General features: G+C 72.2%; 15 protein-coding genes. 12 read left to right on the top strand and 3 right to left on the bottom strand.

Annotated elements, in window-relative coordinates:
• Window positions 1-53 precede the first annotated feature (53 nt).
• The 8 genes from Aeryth_RS08780 (at window position 54) to Aeryth_RS08745 (ending at window position 8,382) form a co-directional block, all read left to right on the top strand.
• Window positions 54-986 carry an EamA family transporter gene (locus Aeryth_RS08780; protein WP_067857373.1) on the top strand — a complete coding sequence of 311 codons (933 nt, stop codon included), beginning with the start codon at window positions 54-56 and terminating at the stop codon, window positions 984-986.
• A 355-nt stretch (window positions 987-1,341) separates the two neighbouring features.
• Window positions 1,342-2,697, top strand: a complete 1,356-nt coding sequence (locus Aeryth_RS08775; RefSeq protein ID WP_067857370.1) for an HNH endonuclease signature motif containing protein — start codon at window positions 1,342-1,344, stop codon at window positions 2,695-2,697.
• A 9-nt stretch (window positions 2,698-2,706) separates the two neighbouring features.
• On the top strand, window positions 2,707-3,240 hold the full coding sequence (locus Aeryth_RS08770) for a GNAT family N-acetyltransferase (RefSeq protein WP_067857367.1): 534 nt from the start codon (window positions 2,707-2,709) through the stop codon (window positions 3,238-3,240).
• A gap of 99 nt (window positions 3,241-3,339) precedes the next feature.
• The gene (locus tag Aeryth_RS08765) at window positions 3,340-4,062 is read left to right on the top strand and encodes an MIP/aquaporin family protein (RefSeq protein WP_067857365.1); all 723 of its coding nucleotides are present in this window, start codon (window positions 3,340-3,342) and stop codon (window positions 4,060-4,062) included.
• A 46-nt stretch (window positions 4,063-4,108) separates the two neighbouring features.
• Window positions 4,109-5,629: a glycerol kinase GlpK gene (glpK, locus tag Aeryth_RS08760; RefSeq protein ID WP_067857362.1), complete on the top strand. Its 1,521-nt coding sequence runs from the start codon at window positions 4,109-4,111 to the stop codon at window positions 5,627-5,629.
• Window positions 5,630-5,712: 83 nt separating this feature from the next.
• A complete protein-coding gene (locus tag Aeryth_RS08755; RefSeq protein WP_067857359.1) occupies window positions 5,713-6,261 on the top strand; it encodes a DnaJ family domain-containing protein in 549 nt (182 codons plus the stop codon).
• Window positions 6,254-7,183 carry a DNA-3-methyladenine glycosylase family protein gene (locus Aeryth_RS08750; RefSeq protein WP_067857356.1) on the top strand — a complete coding sequence of 310 codons (930 nt, stop codon included), beginning with the start codon at window positions 6,254-6,256 and terminating at the stop codon, window positions 7,181-7,183. Before Aeryth_RS08755 ends, Aeryth_RS08750 begins: the two co-directional genes overlap by 8 nt.
• 26 nt (window positions 7,184-7,209) lie before the next feature.
• Window positions 7,210-8,382, top strand: a complete 1,173-nt coding sequence (locus Aeryth_RS08745) for an MFS transporter (protein WP_067857352.1) — start codon at window positions 7,210-7,212, stop codon at window positions 8,380-8,382.
• Here Aeryth_RS08745 and Aeryth_RS08740 read toward each other — a convergent pair.
• Together Aeryth_RS08740 and Aeryth_RS08735 are read right to left on the bottom strand one after the other, a co-directional pair.
• Complete coding sequence (locus Aeryth_RS08740) at window positions 8,360-9,085, bottom strand: alpha/beta fold hydrolase (RefSeq protein ID WP_067857349.1); 726 nt, start codon at window positions 9,083-9,085, stop codon at window positions 8,360-8,362. The genes Aeryth_RS08745 and Aeryth_RS08740 overlap by 23 nt on opposite strands.
• Window positions 9,082-9,702, bottom strand: coding sequence for an L-threonylcarbamoyladenylate synthase (locus tag Aeryth_RS08735; protein ID WP_067857346.1), 621 nt, complete (start codon window positions 9,700-9,702; stop codon window positions 9,082-9,084). Before Aeryth_RS08735 ends, Aeryth_RS08740 begins: the two co-directional genes overlap by 4 nt.
• A 104-nt stretch (window positions 9,703-9,806) precedes the next feature.
• Between Aeryth_RS08735 and Aeryth_RS08730 the strand changes: the two genes are divergently transcribed.
• The 4 genes from Aeryth_RS08730 (at window position 9,807) to cysD (ending at window position 13,454) form a co-directional block, all read left to right on the top strand.
• Window positions 9,807-10,367: a winged helix-turn-helix domain-containing protein gene (locus Aeryth_RS08730; protein ID WP_144433735.1), complete on the top strand. Its 561-nt coding sequence runs from the start codon at window positions 9,807-9,809 to the stop codon at window positions 10,365-10,367.
• On the top strand, window positions 10,364-11,611 hold the full coding sequence (locus tag Aeryth_RS08725) for an MFS transporter (protein ID WP_067861527.1): 1,248 nt from the start codon (window positions 10,364-10,366) through the stop codon (window positions 11,609-11,611). The genes Aeryth_RS08730 and Aeryth_RS08725 overlap by 4 nt, the downstream gene beginning before the upstream one ends.
• 62 nt (window positions 11,612-11,673) lie before the next feature.
• Entirely contained in the window at window positions 11,674-12,483 is an 810-nt protein-coding gene (locus tag Aeryth_RS08720) for a phosphoadenylyl-sulfate reductase (protein WP_083516363.1), read from the top strand.
• A 32-nt stretch (window positions 12,484-12,515) separates the two neighbouring features.
• Entirely contained in the window at window positions 12,516-13,454 is a 939-nt protein-coding gene (gene cysD / locus Aeryth_RS08715) for a sulfate adenylyltransferase subunit CysD (protein WP_067861524.1), read from the top strand.
• A gap of 85 nt (window positions 13,455-13,539) precedes the next feature.
• Here cysD and Aeryth_RS08710 read toward each other — a convergent pair whose 3' ends face one another.
• Window positions 13,540-14,376, bottom strand: coding sequence for a TIR domain-containing protein (locus tag Aeryth_RS08710; RefSeq protein ID WP_083516362.1), 837 nt, complete (start codon window positions 14,374-14,376; stop codon window positions 13,540-13,542).
• Window positions 14,377-14,443: the final 67 nt, after the last annotated feature.

Below are 14,443 nucleotides of genomic sequence, written 5' to 3'. Positions count from 1 at the left end.
GCGGTAGCAGAAATGGCAATCGCATGCCGGGGCGATCGTCCTACTGTTGCGGCGTGACCAGGACCATCCCGACCGTGCGCGCCGCCGCAGGCCCCGCCGCCCTGCTCGCCACCGTCCTGCTGTGGTCGTCGTTCGCGCTCACGACGCGGGCGCTCGGGACGTCGGGACTCACGACCCTCGACCTGGCCCTGCTCCGCTTCGCCACTCCCCTCGTCCTGCTGGCGCCGTGGGTGCCCGGCGCGCTGCGTCGGGCGCGGCAGGAGCGGACGAGCACGCTCGCCCTGCTGATGGTCGGCGGACTCCCCCACTTCCTGGTCTTCGCGGTCGGCGCTCACCTCACCAGCGCCGGGCTGACCGGGTTGCTCGTCCCCGGCACCGTGCCGCTGTTCGTCACCCTCCTCCTGCTGGGTCGGCGCAGCGTCCCGCGCGGGCGGGTCGTGGCCCTCGCGCTGATCACGGGCGGGGTCGGCGTCAGCGCGAGCACGATGACCTCGGCGAGCGGGTCGGTCGGCGTGGTCGCGCTGCTCGCGGCCGGTCTGCTGTGGGCCGTCTACACGCTCGCCCTCGCCCGGACGACCCTCGGGCTGCTCGACGTGGTCGCCCTGGTGAGCCTCGGCTCGACGGTCGGTGTGGTGGCCGCCGTGGCGCTCGGACTCGGGCCGTCAGCGGTGCTCGGCGGCACGGCAGACGGTTCGCAGGTGCTGACGACGGTGCTGCTGCTCGGCGTCGGAACCGGCATCGCGTCCACGCTCTGCTACGCCCAGGCGGTCCGGCTGCTCGGTAGCGGCGCCGGCGCCGTGGCGGGCGCGTCGAGCCCCATGCTCACGGCCACCCTCGCCGCTCCGCTGCTGGGTGAGCCGCTCGGCCCCGTCCTCGCCTTCGGGCTCGTCCTCGTCGTGGTGGGCCTCGTGCTCTTCCACACCTCCGGCCGCGCGCCCTCCTCCGCCAGGCTGTCGGTCGACCGACGACCGCTGCTGGTCGAGTAGCGGCTCCGCGCTACTCGATCAGCGACACGTTCCGCTGGTCGAGTAGTCAGGACGGCGAGCGCCAGCGAGCACGTCCTGACGTATCGAGACCACCCGGCAACGGCTCAGGGCGGGCCAACCCCCAGCGAGAGCGTGGAGTGGTCTCGATACGTCGGCCCCGGGCTCGTCCCTCGCCGGGACCGACTACTCGACCAGCGACACGTTCCGCTGGTCGAGTAGTCCGAGCGAGCTTGCGAGGCTCGGACGTATCGAGACCACCCGGCAACGGCCCCGCGCGAACCAGCAGAAACTCCACTGTCCACAGGGGTTTTCCGGGCTGGAGGGGGGTGTCGGAGGGGGTCTCTAGGTTGGAGACATGAACCCCACCGACACCCTCCTGGCCGACGCGGCAGCCGCGTCGGCGCGGGTGTGGGCTGGTGAGGCGGAGCAGGCTCGGGCGGTGCTGCGGTTCGTGGAGACCCGCCGCACCGACGCCCTCGCCCAAGGGTTGAGCGCTCGTCAGGTCGAGGACGCCCGGCAGGTCGCGATCCTGGAGGTCGCGGTCGAGCTCCACGTGGCGCAGGGGTTCGTGGCCAACCTGGTCTCGGCCACCCGCACCCTGGTGATGGACCTGCCGACCGTGTGGGCGGCTCACGTGCGGGGTGAGGTCGACCGGGCCAAGGCCCGCGAGATCGCCTCGACCGCCTGGAAGCTGCATGCACCGCAGAACCTCGCCCGGTTGGACGAGACCGTGCTCGCCTACGCCACCAGCCACACATTGGGTCAGTTGAAGGGGTGGCTGCGCCGGTTCCTGGTCCGGGTCGAGCCCGACCGTGCGATCGAACGCCGCAAGGCCGCCCACGCGGACCGCACCGTCACCATCACCGCCCTGGATGACGGGATGAGCCTGCTGCAGGCCCTCATCCCCACGGCTGACGCGCTCCTGGTCGAGCGTGACCTGACCCTGGCCGCGAAAGCCTCCCGCCATGCCACCACTGACGATGACCGGACGTTGGCGCAGGCCCGCGCCGACGCCCTCGTCCACACCCTCCTGCACAAGGACGAGACCGACACCGCTGACCACGCGCCGGTCAGCGCCTCGGGCCGCGGCCGGTTCCACGTCGGGATCACTGTCTCCCTGGCCACCCTCCTCGGCCTGTCGAGTGAGCCGGGCGTCTCCGCTGATGGGCAGCACGTCCTCGACCCCGCCCTGCTCGCCGAGCTCGCCAGTCAAGAGGGAACCCTGTTCTCGCGGTTGTTGACCGACGAGAACGGCGGGATCCTCGACGTCACCGAGCTGGGCCGCTTCCCCACCCAACCCCTCCGCAGGGCACTCAACCTCATCGACGGGACCTGCGACGTCCCTGGTTGCACCCGACCCGCCCTCGCCTGCGACGTGGACCACCAGATCCCCTACGACCCCCACCCACCACCAGGACAACCACCCGGCCAGCAGCGCGGACCCACCGTCGCGGGCAACCTGCACCACCGCTGCCCACCCCACCACGGACTCAAGACCCGAGGAGCACTCACCGTCAGCCACGACGAGGACGGCAACGCCCACTGGCACCTGCCCACCCGCACCCTGCCCGCCGAGACCGCCTTCACCCGCGCCTGGACCCGACGCCCCCGCACCATCCAGTTCGTCGAGATCCATCACGTCGACCCGCGCCACATCGTCGAGCACCGGCGTCGAGGCGGACCCGGGAGGCGCGCCGCACAGGCGCCGTAGGCTGCCCCCATGATCACGCTCACCGATCCGCCCACCCTGGTGGCGCCGACGGCGGCCGTGCGTGCCACCTACCTGGTCGGCGAGATGGCCGACATGAAGGACCGTGGCGCCAGCACCGAGTGGCTCGCCGTCGCCAGCCGCGACTTCGACGCCTTCGTCGCGGAACGCATCGGCGTGCGCGAGCGATGGGGCGTCCCCTCGGAGGTCTTCTGGTTCGTCTCCGGCGACTTCTACCTCGGCAGCCTCGTCATCCGGCACCGGCTCATCGCCGACCAGGGCGGAGGCCACATCGGCTACCACGTGGTCAGCCCCTGGCAGGGCCAGGGACACGCCACCGAGATGCTCCGCCAGGCACTCGTGAAGGTCGGAGCCCTCGGCATCTCCCCCGCGCTGCTCACCGTCTCCCCCGTCAACCACGCCTCCCGACGCGTCGTGGAGAAGAACGGCGGCGTCCCCGACGGGATCAACCACGAGGGCGAGCAGCGCTTCTGGGTCCCCACACCGGCCTCCTCCTCGGCGCCCTCACCCGCCGTCGCCGTGTGACCACCGTCACGCTAGCCTGACGACGGGTCCGACGCTCAGCCTTCCAGGGACGTCCGCACCGGGCGGGCGACGGGCGACGAGCCGGGCCCGGGGGGAAACATGCTGACCGGGATCTTCCTGCCCGAGCTGATGGGCACGGCCACCTTGCTGCTGCTCGGCTGCGGCGTCGTCGCCAACGTGGTGCTCGCCCGGACCAACGGGCACGGCGGCGGACCGCTCATGATCACCATCGGCTGGGGACTCGCCGTCTTCGCGGGCGTGTACGTGGCCTACCAGTCCGGCGCCCACCTCAACCCCGCCGTCACGCTCGGCCTCGTCGCCTCGGGTGACGACCTCGGCGGCGACACCGCCGTCAAGGTGCTGGTCTACCTCGCGGCGCAGCTCGTCGGGGCCATCCTCGGAGCCACGCTCTGCTGGCTCGCCTACCGCGACCAGTTCGACGCCGAGGAGAGCGACCCCGACGACAAGCTCGGCGTCTTCTGCACCGCACCGCAGATCCCACGCACCAGCTCGAACCTCCTCACCGAGGTGATCGGCACCTTCGTGCTCGTGTTCGTCATCATCGCGTTCGGCAAGACGCCCAGTGGGCTCGGGCCGCTCGCCGTGGCACTGCTCGTCGTGGCCATCGGCGCGAGCCTCGGCGGCCCCACCGGCTACGCCATCAACCCCGCGCGCGACCTCGGTCCCCGCATCGCCCACACGCTGCTGCCCATCCGACGCAAGCGCGACAGCAACTGGTCCTACGCCTGGATCCCTGTCGTCGGACCGGTCGTCGGTGGCATCCTCGCAGGACTGCTCGCCGCCGCCGCGAACTACGCCTGACCTGACCGAACTCCACCCGACCGCACCACAGAAACGAGAACCGAGCATGGCCGACAACACGTACGTCCTCGCGATCGACCAGGGCACGACCTCCACCCGCGCGATGATCTTCGACCGCAGCGGCTCCGTCGTCGCGGTCGACCAGGTCGAGCACGAGCAGATCTTCCCCCGGGCCGGATGGGTCGAGCACGACGCGCTGGAGATCTGGGAGAACACGCGGCGGGTCATCGGCGGAGCGCTCGCCAAGGCGAACTTCAACAGCCGCAACATCTCCGCCGTCGGCATCACCAACCAGCGCGAGACCGCCGTCGTCTGGGACCGCAGCACCGGCCAGCCCGTGTACAACGCCATCGTCTGGCAGGACACCCGCACCCAGAAGATCGTCGACCGCCTGGGCGGCGACGCCGGCCCCGACCGCTACAAGGAGACCGTCGGCCTGCCCCTCGCCACCTACTTCGCCGGCCCGAAGGTCACGTGGATCCTCGAGAACGTCGACGGCGTCAAGGACCGTGCCGAGGCCGGCGAGCTGCTGTTCGGGACGATGGACACCTGGGTCCTGTGGAACCTCACCGGTGGTGCGGAGAACGACGGCGTGCACGTCACCGACGTCACCAACGCCTCGCGCACCATGCTGATGAACCTCGAGACCCTCGAGTGGGACGAGCAGATCGCCGCCGACATGGGCATCCCGCTCTCGATGCTGCCCGAGATCCGCTCGAGCTCGGAGGTCTACGGCGAGTGCAAGCCGGGCATCCTGCGCGGCACCCCCGTCGCCGGCATCCTCGGCGACCAGCAGGCCGCCACGTTCGGCCAGGCGTGCCTGGCCAAGGGCGAGGCCAAGAACACCTACGGCACCGGCAACTTCATGCTCCTGAACACCGGGACCGAGGCCGTCCCGTCGGAGAACGGGCTGCTCACCACGGTCTGCTACAAGATCGGCGATCAGCCGACCGTCTACGCGCTCGAGGGCTCCATCGCCGTCACCGGTTCGCTCGTGCAGTGGGTCCGCGACAACCTCGGTCTCATCTCCGGCGCCCCCGAGATCGAGGAGCTGGCGCGGAAGGTCGACGACAACGGCGGCGCCTACTTCGTGCCCGCGTTCTCCGGCCTGTTCGCCCCGCACTGGCGGCCCGACGCCCGCGGCGCCCTCGTGGGCCTGACCCGCTACGTCAACAAGAACCACATCGCCCGCGCCGTGCTCGAGTCCACCGCGTACCAGACCCGCGAGGTGCTCGACGCGATGAACGCCGACTCCGGCGTCCCCCTCGCCGAGCTGCGCGTCGACGGCGGCATGGTCGTCAACGAGACCCTCATGCAGTTCCAGGCCGACATCCTCGGCGTCGACGTCGTGCGCCCGAAGGTCGCCGAGACCACCGCGCTCGGTGCCGCGTACGCCGCCGGGCTCGCCGTCGACTACTGGCAGAACGAGGACGACCTGCGCGCCAACTGGGGCGAGGACAAGCGGTGGACGCCGCAGATGTCCGAGGACCAGCGCGAGAAGTACTACCGCAGCTGGAAGAAGGCCGTCACCAAGACCCTCGACTGGGTCGACGACGATGTCGACTGAGGGGGTCGACTGAAAGGGTCGACGAAAGGGTGACCGAGCGGCCGATGTCGTCCCTCCTGGCTACGGTGGAGCCAGGAGGAACGATGGCCGACGACCCCCGCCGCCGGGCGGCGCACTACCGGCTCGGCGACGACCCCGCGCCCGAGGAGACGCCGTCGCGCCCCGAGCGCGGACGTCGTCCCGAGGACCAGACCCTCTACGTCGACGGTCAGATCCGGGCCGCGATGGCCCGGGGCGAGTTCGACGACCTGGCGCTGGCGGGCAAGCCGCTCCCGGCGCGGGTCTACCGCCACGACCCCGACTGGTGGCTCAAGCAGCTGATGGAGCGCGAGAACGTCTCCGGCGTCCTGCCGCCGGCGCTCGCGCTGCGACGCGAGGACGCCGAGCTCGACGACCTGCTCGACACCTCGGGCTCGGAGACCCACGTCCGCGACCTCCTGACCGACTTCAACCGGCGGGTCGTCGAGGCCCGACGTCAGCTCCAGGGCGGACCGCCCGTCATCACCCCCCTGCGCGACGTCGAGGAGGAGGTCGCCGCGTGGCGCGAGCGTCTGCGCGCCCGGGCCGCCGCGCGCACCTCTCCCCCGCCGCCTCGACGACGCTGGTGGCAGCGGCGGGCGCCCCGTGGCTGAGCCCGGTGCGAGGGAGCCCGACGCGCAGCGCACGCACGACGACGGCGCGCCGCTCGACCTGCGCCGCACGCTCTCGACCCTGCGTCGCGGCCCTGCCGACCCGGCGTACCGACGCATCGGCGACGACCACTGGCGCGTCGTGCGGACCCCCGACGGCCCCGCCACCACGCTGCTGCGCCAGGTCGGACCCACGGCCGTCCACCTGCAGGCGTGGGGCCCCGGCGCGGAGCACCAGGCCGAGATGCTGCCCCGGCTCGTCGGGCGGCCGGTCGACGACCTGCCGCTCGCCCACCCGGTCGTGGCTGACGCGCGACGGCGCTTCCCGGGGCTCCGGGTGCCGTCCACCGGCGACGTCGTCGGTGCGCTGGTCCCCGCGATCATCGAGCAGAAGGTGCTCGGCGCCGACGCGTTCCTGTCGTGGCGCCAGCTGCTGCACCGGCACGGGGAGCCCGCGCCCGGTCCGGCGCCCGCGGGCATGCGCGTCCCGCTCACGGGTGCCGCCTGGGCGGCGCTGCCCTCGTGGTCGTGGCACCACTGCGGCGTCGACCCGAAGCGCTACCGCACGGCGCAGGTCGCCACCCGGATGGCCGACGCGCTCGAGCGGCTCGGCCCGCACGACCTCCTCGGCGCCTACCGCGGGCTGCGCAGCATCCCCGGCATCGGCGTCTGGACGGCTGCCGAGGTCGGCTCGCGCGCGTTCGGCGACACCGACGCCGTCCCCTTCGGGGACTACCACCTCGCCAGCACGGTCGGCACGGCCCTGCTCGGGCGCCGGCTCGAGCACGACGACGAGGTCGCCTTCGTGCTCGAGCCCTTCCGTCCCCACCGCTTCGTCGCGCTGCGGCTCATGCAGCTCAGTCCGCACGTGCAGGTCGAGCGGCGCGGGGCGCGCATGTCACGCGTCGACCACCGCGGGCGGTAGGGGGCGCCCGCTCCTACAGTGGGCGCGTGCTGCCTCCCGGACCCGTCCAGCGTGCCTCCCGGTCGTGGCCGGCGCCGGCGCTGTCGCTCTTCGCCGTCGGCTGGGGCGCCAACCAGTTCGCGGCGCTGCTGCCCGTCTACCGCGTCGAGGACGGCGCGACCGCCGCGGAGGTCACGCTGCTGTTCGGGGCGTACGCCGTCGGTCTCATCCCGACGCTGCTGCTCGTCGCGCCCGTCTCGGACCGGCTCGGCCGACGCCGCGTCATGCGGCCGGTGCTCGTGCTCTCGTTCGTCGCCACCGTGGTGCTGCTGCTCGGCGGCCACAGCCTCCTGCTGCTCCTGCTGGGTCGCCTGCTCGCCGGCATTGCGTCGGGTGCGGCGTTCGCGCCCGGGACCGCCTGGGTCAAGGAGCTCTCGACCGGACCGGCCGGCACGGGCGCACGACGCGCGGCGATCGCCCTGTCGGCCGGCTTCGGCACCGGCCCGCTCGTCACGGGGTTGATGGCCCAGTGGCTGCCGCACCCCCTGCTGCTGCCCTACGTCCCGCACCTCGTCCTCACGGTGCTCGTTGCCGGGTTCGCCTGGAACGCACCCGAGCCTGTGCGCGCGCACCACGACCCGCTCGACGCCGAGACGGGGCGTGTCGCGCACGCGCTGCGCTCCCCCGCCTTCGTGCGGCGCACGCTGTTCACCGCGCCCTGGGTGTTCGGGTGCGCGACGCTGGCGTTCGCGACGGTGCCCCAGGTCGCGCCCGTCCCCGGCCCCAACGTCGCCGTCGGCGGCGCGCTCGTGGCTCTGACGCTCTGGACCGGCGTCCTCGTCCAGCCCCTCGGTCGCCGCCGCACCCCGCGCACCACGGTCCTCCTGGGGGTGGGTGCCGGCGTCGTCGGCTTCCTCGTCGCCACGCTCGCCTCGCTGACCGGGTGGGGCGCGCTCACCGTCCTCGCGGCCGTCGGGCTCGGAGCCGCGTACGGCTGGATCCTCGTCGCCGGGCTGGCGACGGTCGAGGAGGTGGCGCAGCCGGCCGACCTGGCCACGGTGACCGCCGTCTTCTACAGCCTCACGTACCTCGGCTTCGCCGCCCCCTACCTTGGGACGCTGCTGCTCTCGTGGCTGCCCGGCACCCCGGCCATGCTCCTGCTCGCGGTCCTGCTGGCCGCGACGGCGCCGCTCGTCCTCAGCTCGGCGCGGCGGCGCTGAGACAGGCCACCAGCGCGTCCACGAGCTCCCGCGGACGGGTCAGGGCGTTCAGGTGCCCGCCCGGCACCGACGTCGCCTCGAGGCCGAGTCGCTCGCGCGCCACCTGGCCTTGCAGGGTCGGCGGGAAGAGCCGGTCGTCGTCGGCGACGAGCACGTGGGTCGGCACGTCGGGCCAGCGCTCACCTGGCCACGGGGAGCCGAACGCGAGGTCGGTCTGCTGGCGGTCGTGCTCCGCGGCCTCGGCCAGCACGTCCTCGGGAGCGTCGTGGAAGAAGACCTCGAGCACGTCGAACGGGCGCGACGGGTCGCGTCCGGCCGCGGCCTCGGCGTCGCGCCGGGCTGCGGCCTGCCCGACGGCACGCCACCATTGCGCGCCCGACTCACGCGGCCGCGGGACCATCGCGTTCAGCAGCACGAGGAGGTCGACGGGCTCCACGAGAGCCGCTGCCGACGCGCTGAAACCGCCGAAGGACTGACCGACCAGCACCACTCGGCCGTCGCCGCGCGCGGTCCGCACGGCGTCCACCACGCGGTCGACGTAGCCCTGCAGGTCGACGTCGGGATCGTCCCCGGGCAGGTCCACCGCGACGGCCTGGTGCCCCGCCGCCTCAAGAAGGGGCACCACGCGGCTCCAGAACCACGGCGAGCCCCCGGCGCCGGGCACCAGGACGAACGTGGCGTCCCGGTCGGCGGACGCGCTCACCGGAAGCGGTCCGGGTCGCCCGCGCCCTCGCGCACGACCTCGGGCACGCCGTCGACGAAGTCCACGACCGTGGTCGGCTCGGCCACGACGTCGCCGGACTCGACGACAGCATCGACGAGGTGGTCGAGCTCCTCCTTGACCAGCCAGCCCTCCGTCATCGGCTCGGTCTCGCCCGGCAGGATCAGCGTGCTCGACAGGATCGGCTCGCCGAGCGAGTCGAGCAGCGCCCGGACCACGACGTGGTCGGGGATGCGCACGCCGACGGTCTTCTTCTTCGGGTGCAGCAGCCGACGCGGGACCTCGCGCGTGCCGGGCAGGATGAACGTGTACGGGCCCGGCGTGGCGTTCTTGACGGCGCGGAAGATCGCGTTGTCCAGGTGCACGAGCTGCCCGAGCTGCGCGAAGTCCTTGCAGACGAGGGTGAAGTGGTGCTTGTCGTCGAGCCGGCGGATGCTGCGGATCCGGTCGAGGGCCTCCTGGTTGCCGGGAGCGGCACCGAGCGCGTAGCCGGAGTCCGTCGGGTAGGCGACGAGGCCGCCGTCGCGCAGGATCGACGTCGCCTGCTCGACCGCGCGGCTCTGCGGGTTCTGCGGGTGGATCTCGAGGTAGCGGGCCATGTCCCGACCCTACGAGCACGACGCACCGTTGCCCACCCGTCACGACGCTCCCGATCTCGCCAAGAACTCTTTGCAAAGCTCTCTTGGCGATCTACGCTGGCCGGGTGACCGAGCCCGTCGTCGTCCCCTCCGCCCACGCCCTGCGCGCACTGAGCCATCCCCTGCGGCTCCGGCTGCTGGGCCTGCTGCGCATCGACGGACCGTCGACGGCCACCAGCCTGGCCGCCCGGACCGGCACCTCCTCGGGGGCGACGTCGTACCACCTGCGGCAGCTCGCCGCGCACGGGTTCGTCGAGGAGGCCGAGGGCGACGGCGACGCCCGGACCCGCTGGTGGCGTGCCGTGCACCGCTCGACGTCGACGAGCGCGCCCCGCGACACCGACGAGCTCGCCGCGGTCGACGCGTTCGGCCAGGCCGTCGCGGTCGTGCACGCCGAGCAGCTCCAGCGGGCCGTCGAGGAGTACCCGCTGCTGCCCCAGGAGTGGCGCGCCGCCTCGACCCTGAGCGACTGGGTGCGGCGGCTGCGACCGGAGCAGGCCCGCGCGCTCACCGAGCAGCTCGTGGACCTCCTGACGGCCGTGGAGGACGACGATCACCCCGACGCGCGACCGTTCAGCGTGCGCGTCCACGCGAACCCGTGGCCGGGCAGCGTGACCGACGCATGAGGCACGGCCGGTTGCTCGCCGCGTGGCTCGTCGCGGACGGGCTCGCCCTCACCGGCACGCGGCTGGCGACCGTGGCCGTCCCGTGGCTGGCGCTCACCACGACCGGCTCGCCCGCCGCTGCCGGACTCGTCGCCTTCGCGGAGCTCGCGCCCCTCGTGGTCGCGAAGGTGCTGGCCGGGCCCGTGATCGACCACCTCGGAGCCCGTCGGGTCGCAGTCGTCTGCGACGCGGCCAGCGCAGCGGTGGTGTGCGCCGTGCCCGTGCTCCACCACCTCGGTGCCCTGCCGTTCCCGCTCCTCCTCCTGCTGGTGGCGCTCACGGGTGCGCTGCGTGGGCCGGCCGACGCGGCCCGCCGCAGCCTGGCGCCGACGGTCGCCGAGGTCGCGGACGTGCCGCTCGAGCGGGTCACGGGGCTCTCGTCGGGGGTCGAGCGGACCGCGGGGCTGGTGGGCGCGGCGCTCGCGGCGCTCCTCGTCGCCGTCGTGGGCGCCGCCGACGCGCTGGTGGCCAACGCGGCCGGGCTCGCCCTGGCCGCCGTGGTCCTCGGCCTCGGCACGGCCGGCCTGCTCCCCGCGACCGTGACGACGGCCCGCCCCGAGCGCTACGCCCGGCGTCTGCGGGAGGGGTGGGCCTTCCTGCGCGGCGATCCCGTCATCCTGGCGCTGACGTCGATGATCGCCGTCACCAACCTGCTCGACGTCGGCCTGACGGCAGTGCTGCTGCCGGTGTGGGCCGAGACGAGCGGTGCCGGTGTCGCGGCCGTCGGACTGCTGTTGGCGGTGATGGCCGGGACGTCGCTCGTCGGGTCGCTGCTGGCGGCCGCGTGGGCGCAGCGGATGCCCCGCTTCGCCGTGTACGTGACGGCGTTCCTGGTCTGCGGCCTCCCCCGGTTCGCCGTGCTCGCGTGGACGGGGTCGACGACGTGGCCCGTCGTCGTCATGGCGGTCGCGGGGCTCGCCTCCGGGTTCCTGAACCCGATCGTCGGCGCCGTGTTCTACGAGCGCATCCCGCGCGCCCTTGTCGGTCGGGTCGGGTCGCTGTCGACCGCCGTCGCGTGGGCGCTGATGCCGTTCGGCGGCCTCGTCGCCGGCGGCCTGCTGGCCGTGCTCGGGCTCGAGGCCGCCCTGCTCGCCGCGGGCACGCTCTACCTGGTCGCGACCCTGGCCCCGCTGGCCGACCGACGGTTCCGCGCCATGGAGCGCCCCGCCGCGACCACCCGGCTCGCCCCGGAGCGGGTGTCCTAGCCGACATGTCCATCATGCGGCTGCCGTGCCCATTCCTCGGGATGCCCGCCTAGGCTTGAACCATGCCCGAGACCTCGCCCACGTCCGGCCTGACGCTCGCGGAGCGCCGGGACCGCCAGCTCGCGCACGACGCCGCGCGCGAGGAGCACCACCGCACCCGCGACGCGGTCCTCGGACCCCGCCGCGACGCGGACACGCTGCGCGCCGTCGCCGAGGAGGCCGCCGTCCGCCTCGCCGACGCGAGCACGGACGAGGTGCTGGCCTGGGTCGCGGAGGAGTTCGGCTACCGCACGGCGGTCGCGTGCTCGATGGCCGACGCCGTCCTCCCCCACGTCGTCGCACGACACCTGCCCTGGGTCGACACGCTCTTCCTCGAGACCGGCTACCACTTCGCCGAGACCATCGGCACGCGTGACGCCGTCGAGTCCTCCATGGAGCTCACCATCGTCGACGTGATGCCCCGGCAGACCGTCGCGGAGCAGGACGCCCAGCACGGCAAGGACCTCTTCGCCCGCGACCCCGGCCTCTGCTGCCACCTGCGCAAGGTCGAGCCGCTCACCCGCACGCTCGCCGGCTACGAGGTGTGGATCACCGGCGTGCGCCGCGACGAGGGCCCGACCCGCGCCGACACGCCCCTCGTGACGTGGGACGAGAAGAACGGCCTGGTCAAGGTCAACCCGCTCGCCGCCTGGACCTTCGACGAGCTGCTCGCCTACGCGGAGGAGCACGACGTCGTCGTCAACCCGCTCGTGAAGGACGGGTACCCGTCGATCGGCTGCGCGCCGTGCACCCGCCGCGTCGCACCCGGCGAGGACCCCCGCGCGGGCCGCTGGGCCGGTCTGGACAAGACCGAGTGCGGCCTGCACACGTGAGCGAGACCCTCACCCCGAACGAGAAGGAACGCATGACCGTCGTCGACGACGCGCCCGGCACCGCCGAGCGCCCGACCTACCGGCTCGACCAGCTCGCCTGGCTGGAGTCGGAGGCCATCCACATCATCCGCGAGGTCGCGGCCGAGTTCGAGCGCCCGGTGCTCCTGTTCTCGGGCGGCAAGGACTCCGTGGTGATGCTGCACCTGGCGACGAAGGCCTTCTGGCCCGCGCCGGTGCCCTTCCCCGTCATGCACGTCGACACCGGGCACAACTTCCCCGAGGTGCTCGCGTTCCGCGACGCGACCGTCGAGCGCCTCGGCCTGCGGCTCGTCGTGGCCTCGGTGCAGGACTACCTCGACGACGGCCGGCTGCGTGAGCGCAGCGACGGTACGCGCAACCAGCTGCAGACCCAGCCGCTGCTCGACGGCATCACCGACCACAAGTTCGACGCCGTCTTCGGTGGCGGTCGACGCGACGAGGAGAAGGCCCGCGCCAAGGAGCGCGTGTTCAGCCTGCGCGACGAGTTCGGCCAGTGGGACCCGCGCAACCAGCGCCCTGAGCTGTGGAACCTCTACAACGGTCGGCACCGCCCCGGCGAGCACGTGCGGGTCTTCCCGCTGAGCAACTGGACCGAGCTCGACGTGTGGCAGTACATCGCCGCCGAGGGCATCGAGCTCCCCCCGCTGTACTACGCGCACGAGCGTGACGTGTTCGAGCGCGACGGCATGCTCGTCGCGGTCACCGACGTCTCCCAGCCGCGTCCCGGCGAGTCCGTCGAGCGTCGGCTGGTCCGCTACCGCACGGTCGGCGACATGTCGTGCACCGGCGCGGTCGAGAGCGACGCCGCGACGGTCGAGGACGTCGTCGTCGAGGTGGCCGCCACGCGGCTGACCGAGCGCGGCGCCACCCGCGCCGACGACCGTGCGTCCGAGGCCGCCATGGAGGACCGGAAGAAGGAGGGTTACTTCTAGCCCGTTAGGCTAGCTTCGAGCGAGCCCTACGCATTTTCGACTGCAGTTGCAGGCTTTTTCGGCCAACGAGCGGGGCATTTTCCGACTAGCCTCCCAGAAGTGCGGCTGGGTCTACGTCGATCCCGGCGGCCTGAAGTTCGCCCAGCAGCCGAGCCTTCCACGCGCCGCCAGAGTCAAGCGGCCAGTACGCGACGCCTTGAATATCAGATGGCATGTCGAGGCCCTCCTCATGCAAGATCGCTACACGGCGACGGCCCAGTGCACCCATTGCAAAACCGAGCTCTAGGACCACGTTCTGCCTCGCTCGTGGTTCCAGACTTGAGTCCTCTCCCCTGAGTCGTCCTTCATCGTCGCCCGTCATGAGAATCACCGCGAACGAGGTTCTGCCGAGATGCTCCTCGAGCTTCTCGATCAGAGTGGCTCCCCTGTTCGACTGCTCACCCAGGACGATTGGGTCCGTGGCTGTCGCTCTGTGCACGAGCAGTTCGACAGCCATCCGAGGCTCGCTGGCCCTGCCGTGGACGATGAAGACGGTATTCGTAGCCTGGCTTGCGTCATCCGGCTCTGCTTCATCGTCACTCGCGTACATGTCAAGCGTTGCAAGTAGTTGGCGCAGACGACCAACCTTCGTCGCAAGGTCGGCGAGGATGCCGGACAAGGTCACATCGTTCGCCAGCCCCAATCCGAAGGGGTACGTAAGTCCTACTGCACTGACGTAGTCGTCCTTTGGAGAACTCTCTAGGAAGCCCGTCTTAGTGAAGGCGCGCTCAAGAAGGATCTCATTTCGCTTGTCCCACGTCTCGTATGCGGTTCGGACGACTTCGACGTCTTGGCCTCCGCCAGCGATCTCCTCAGCAGAAGCTATTGCCTCTTCCAACTGGGCACGCAAACGGGCTTCAGGGGTCCTGAGCGATGCAGTCATGTAGTCCTCTCGAAGCAGAGATCCTTTACCCGCGAGTGACCGGCGACGGGTACCTCAGCCTACGTGC

The organism is Aeromicrobium erythreum (assembly GCF_001509405.1).
Classification (GTDB): Bacteria; Actinomycetota; Actinomycetes; order Propionibacteriales; family Nocardioidaceae; genus Aeromicrobium; species Aeromicrobium erythreum.
Note: the sequence above shows the minus strand (reverse complement) of the source record. Positions and strands in the feature narration are given on the sequence as shown.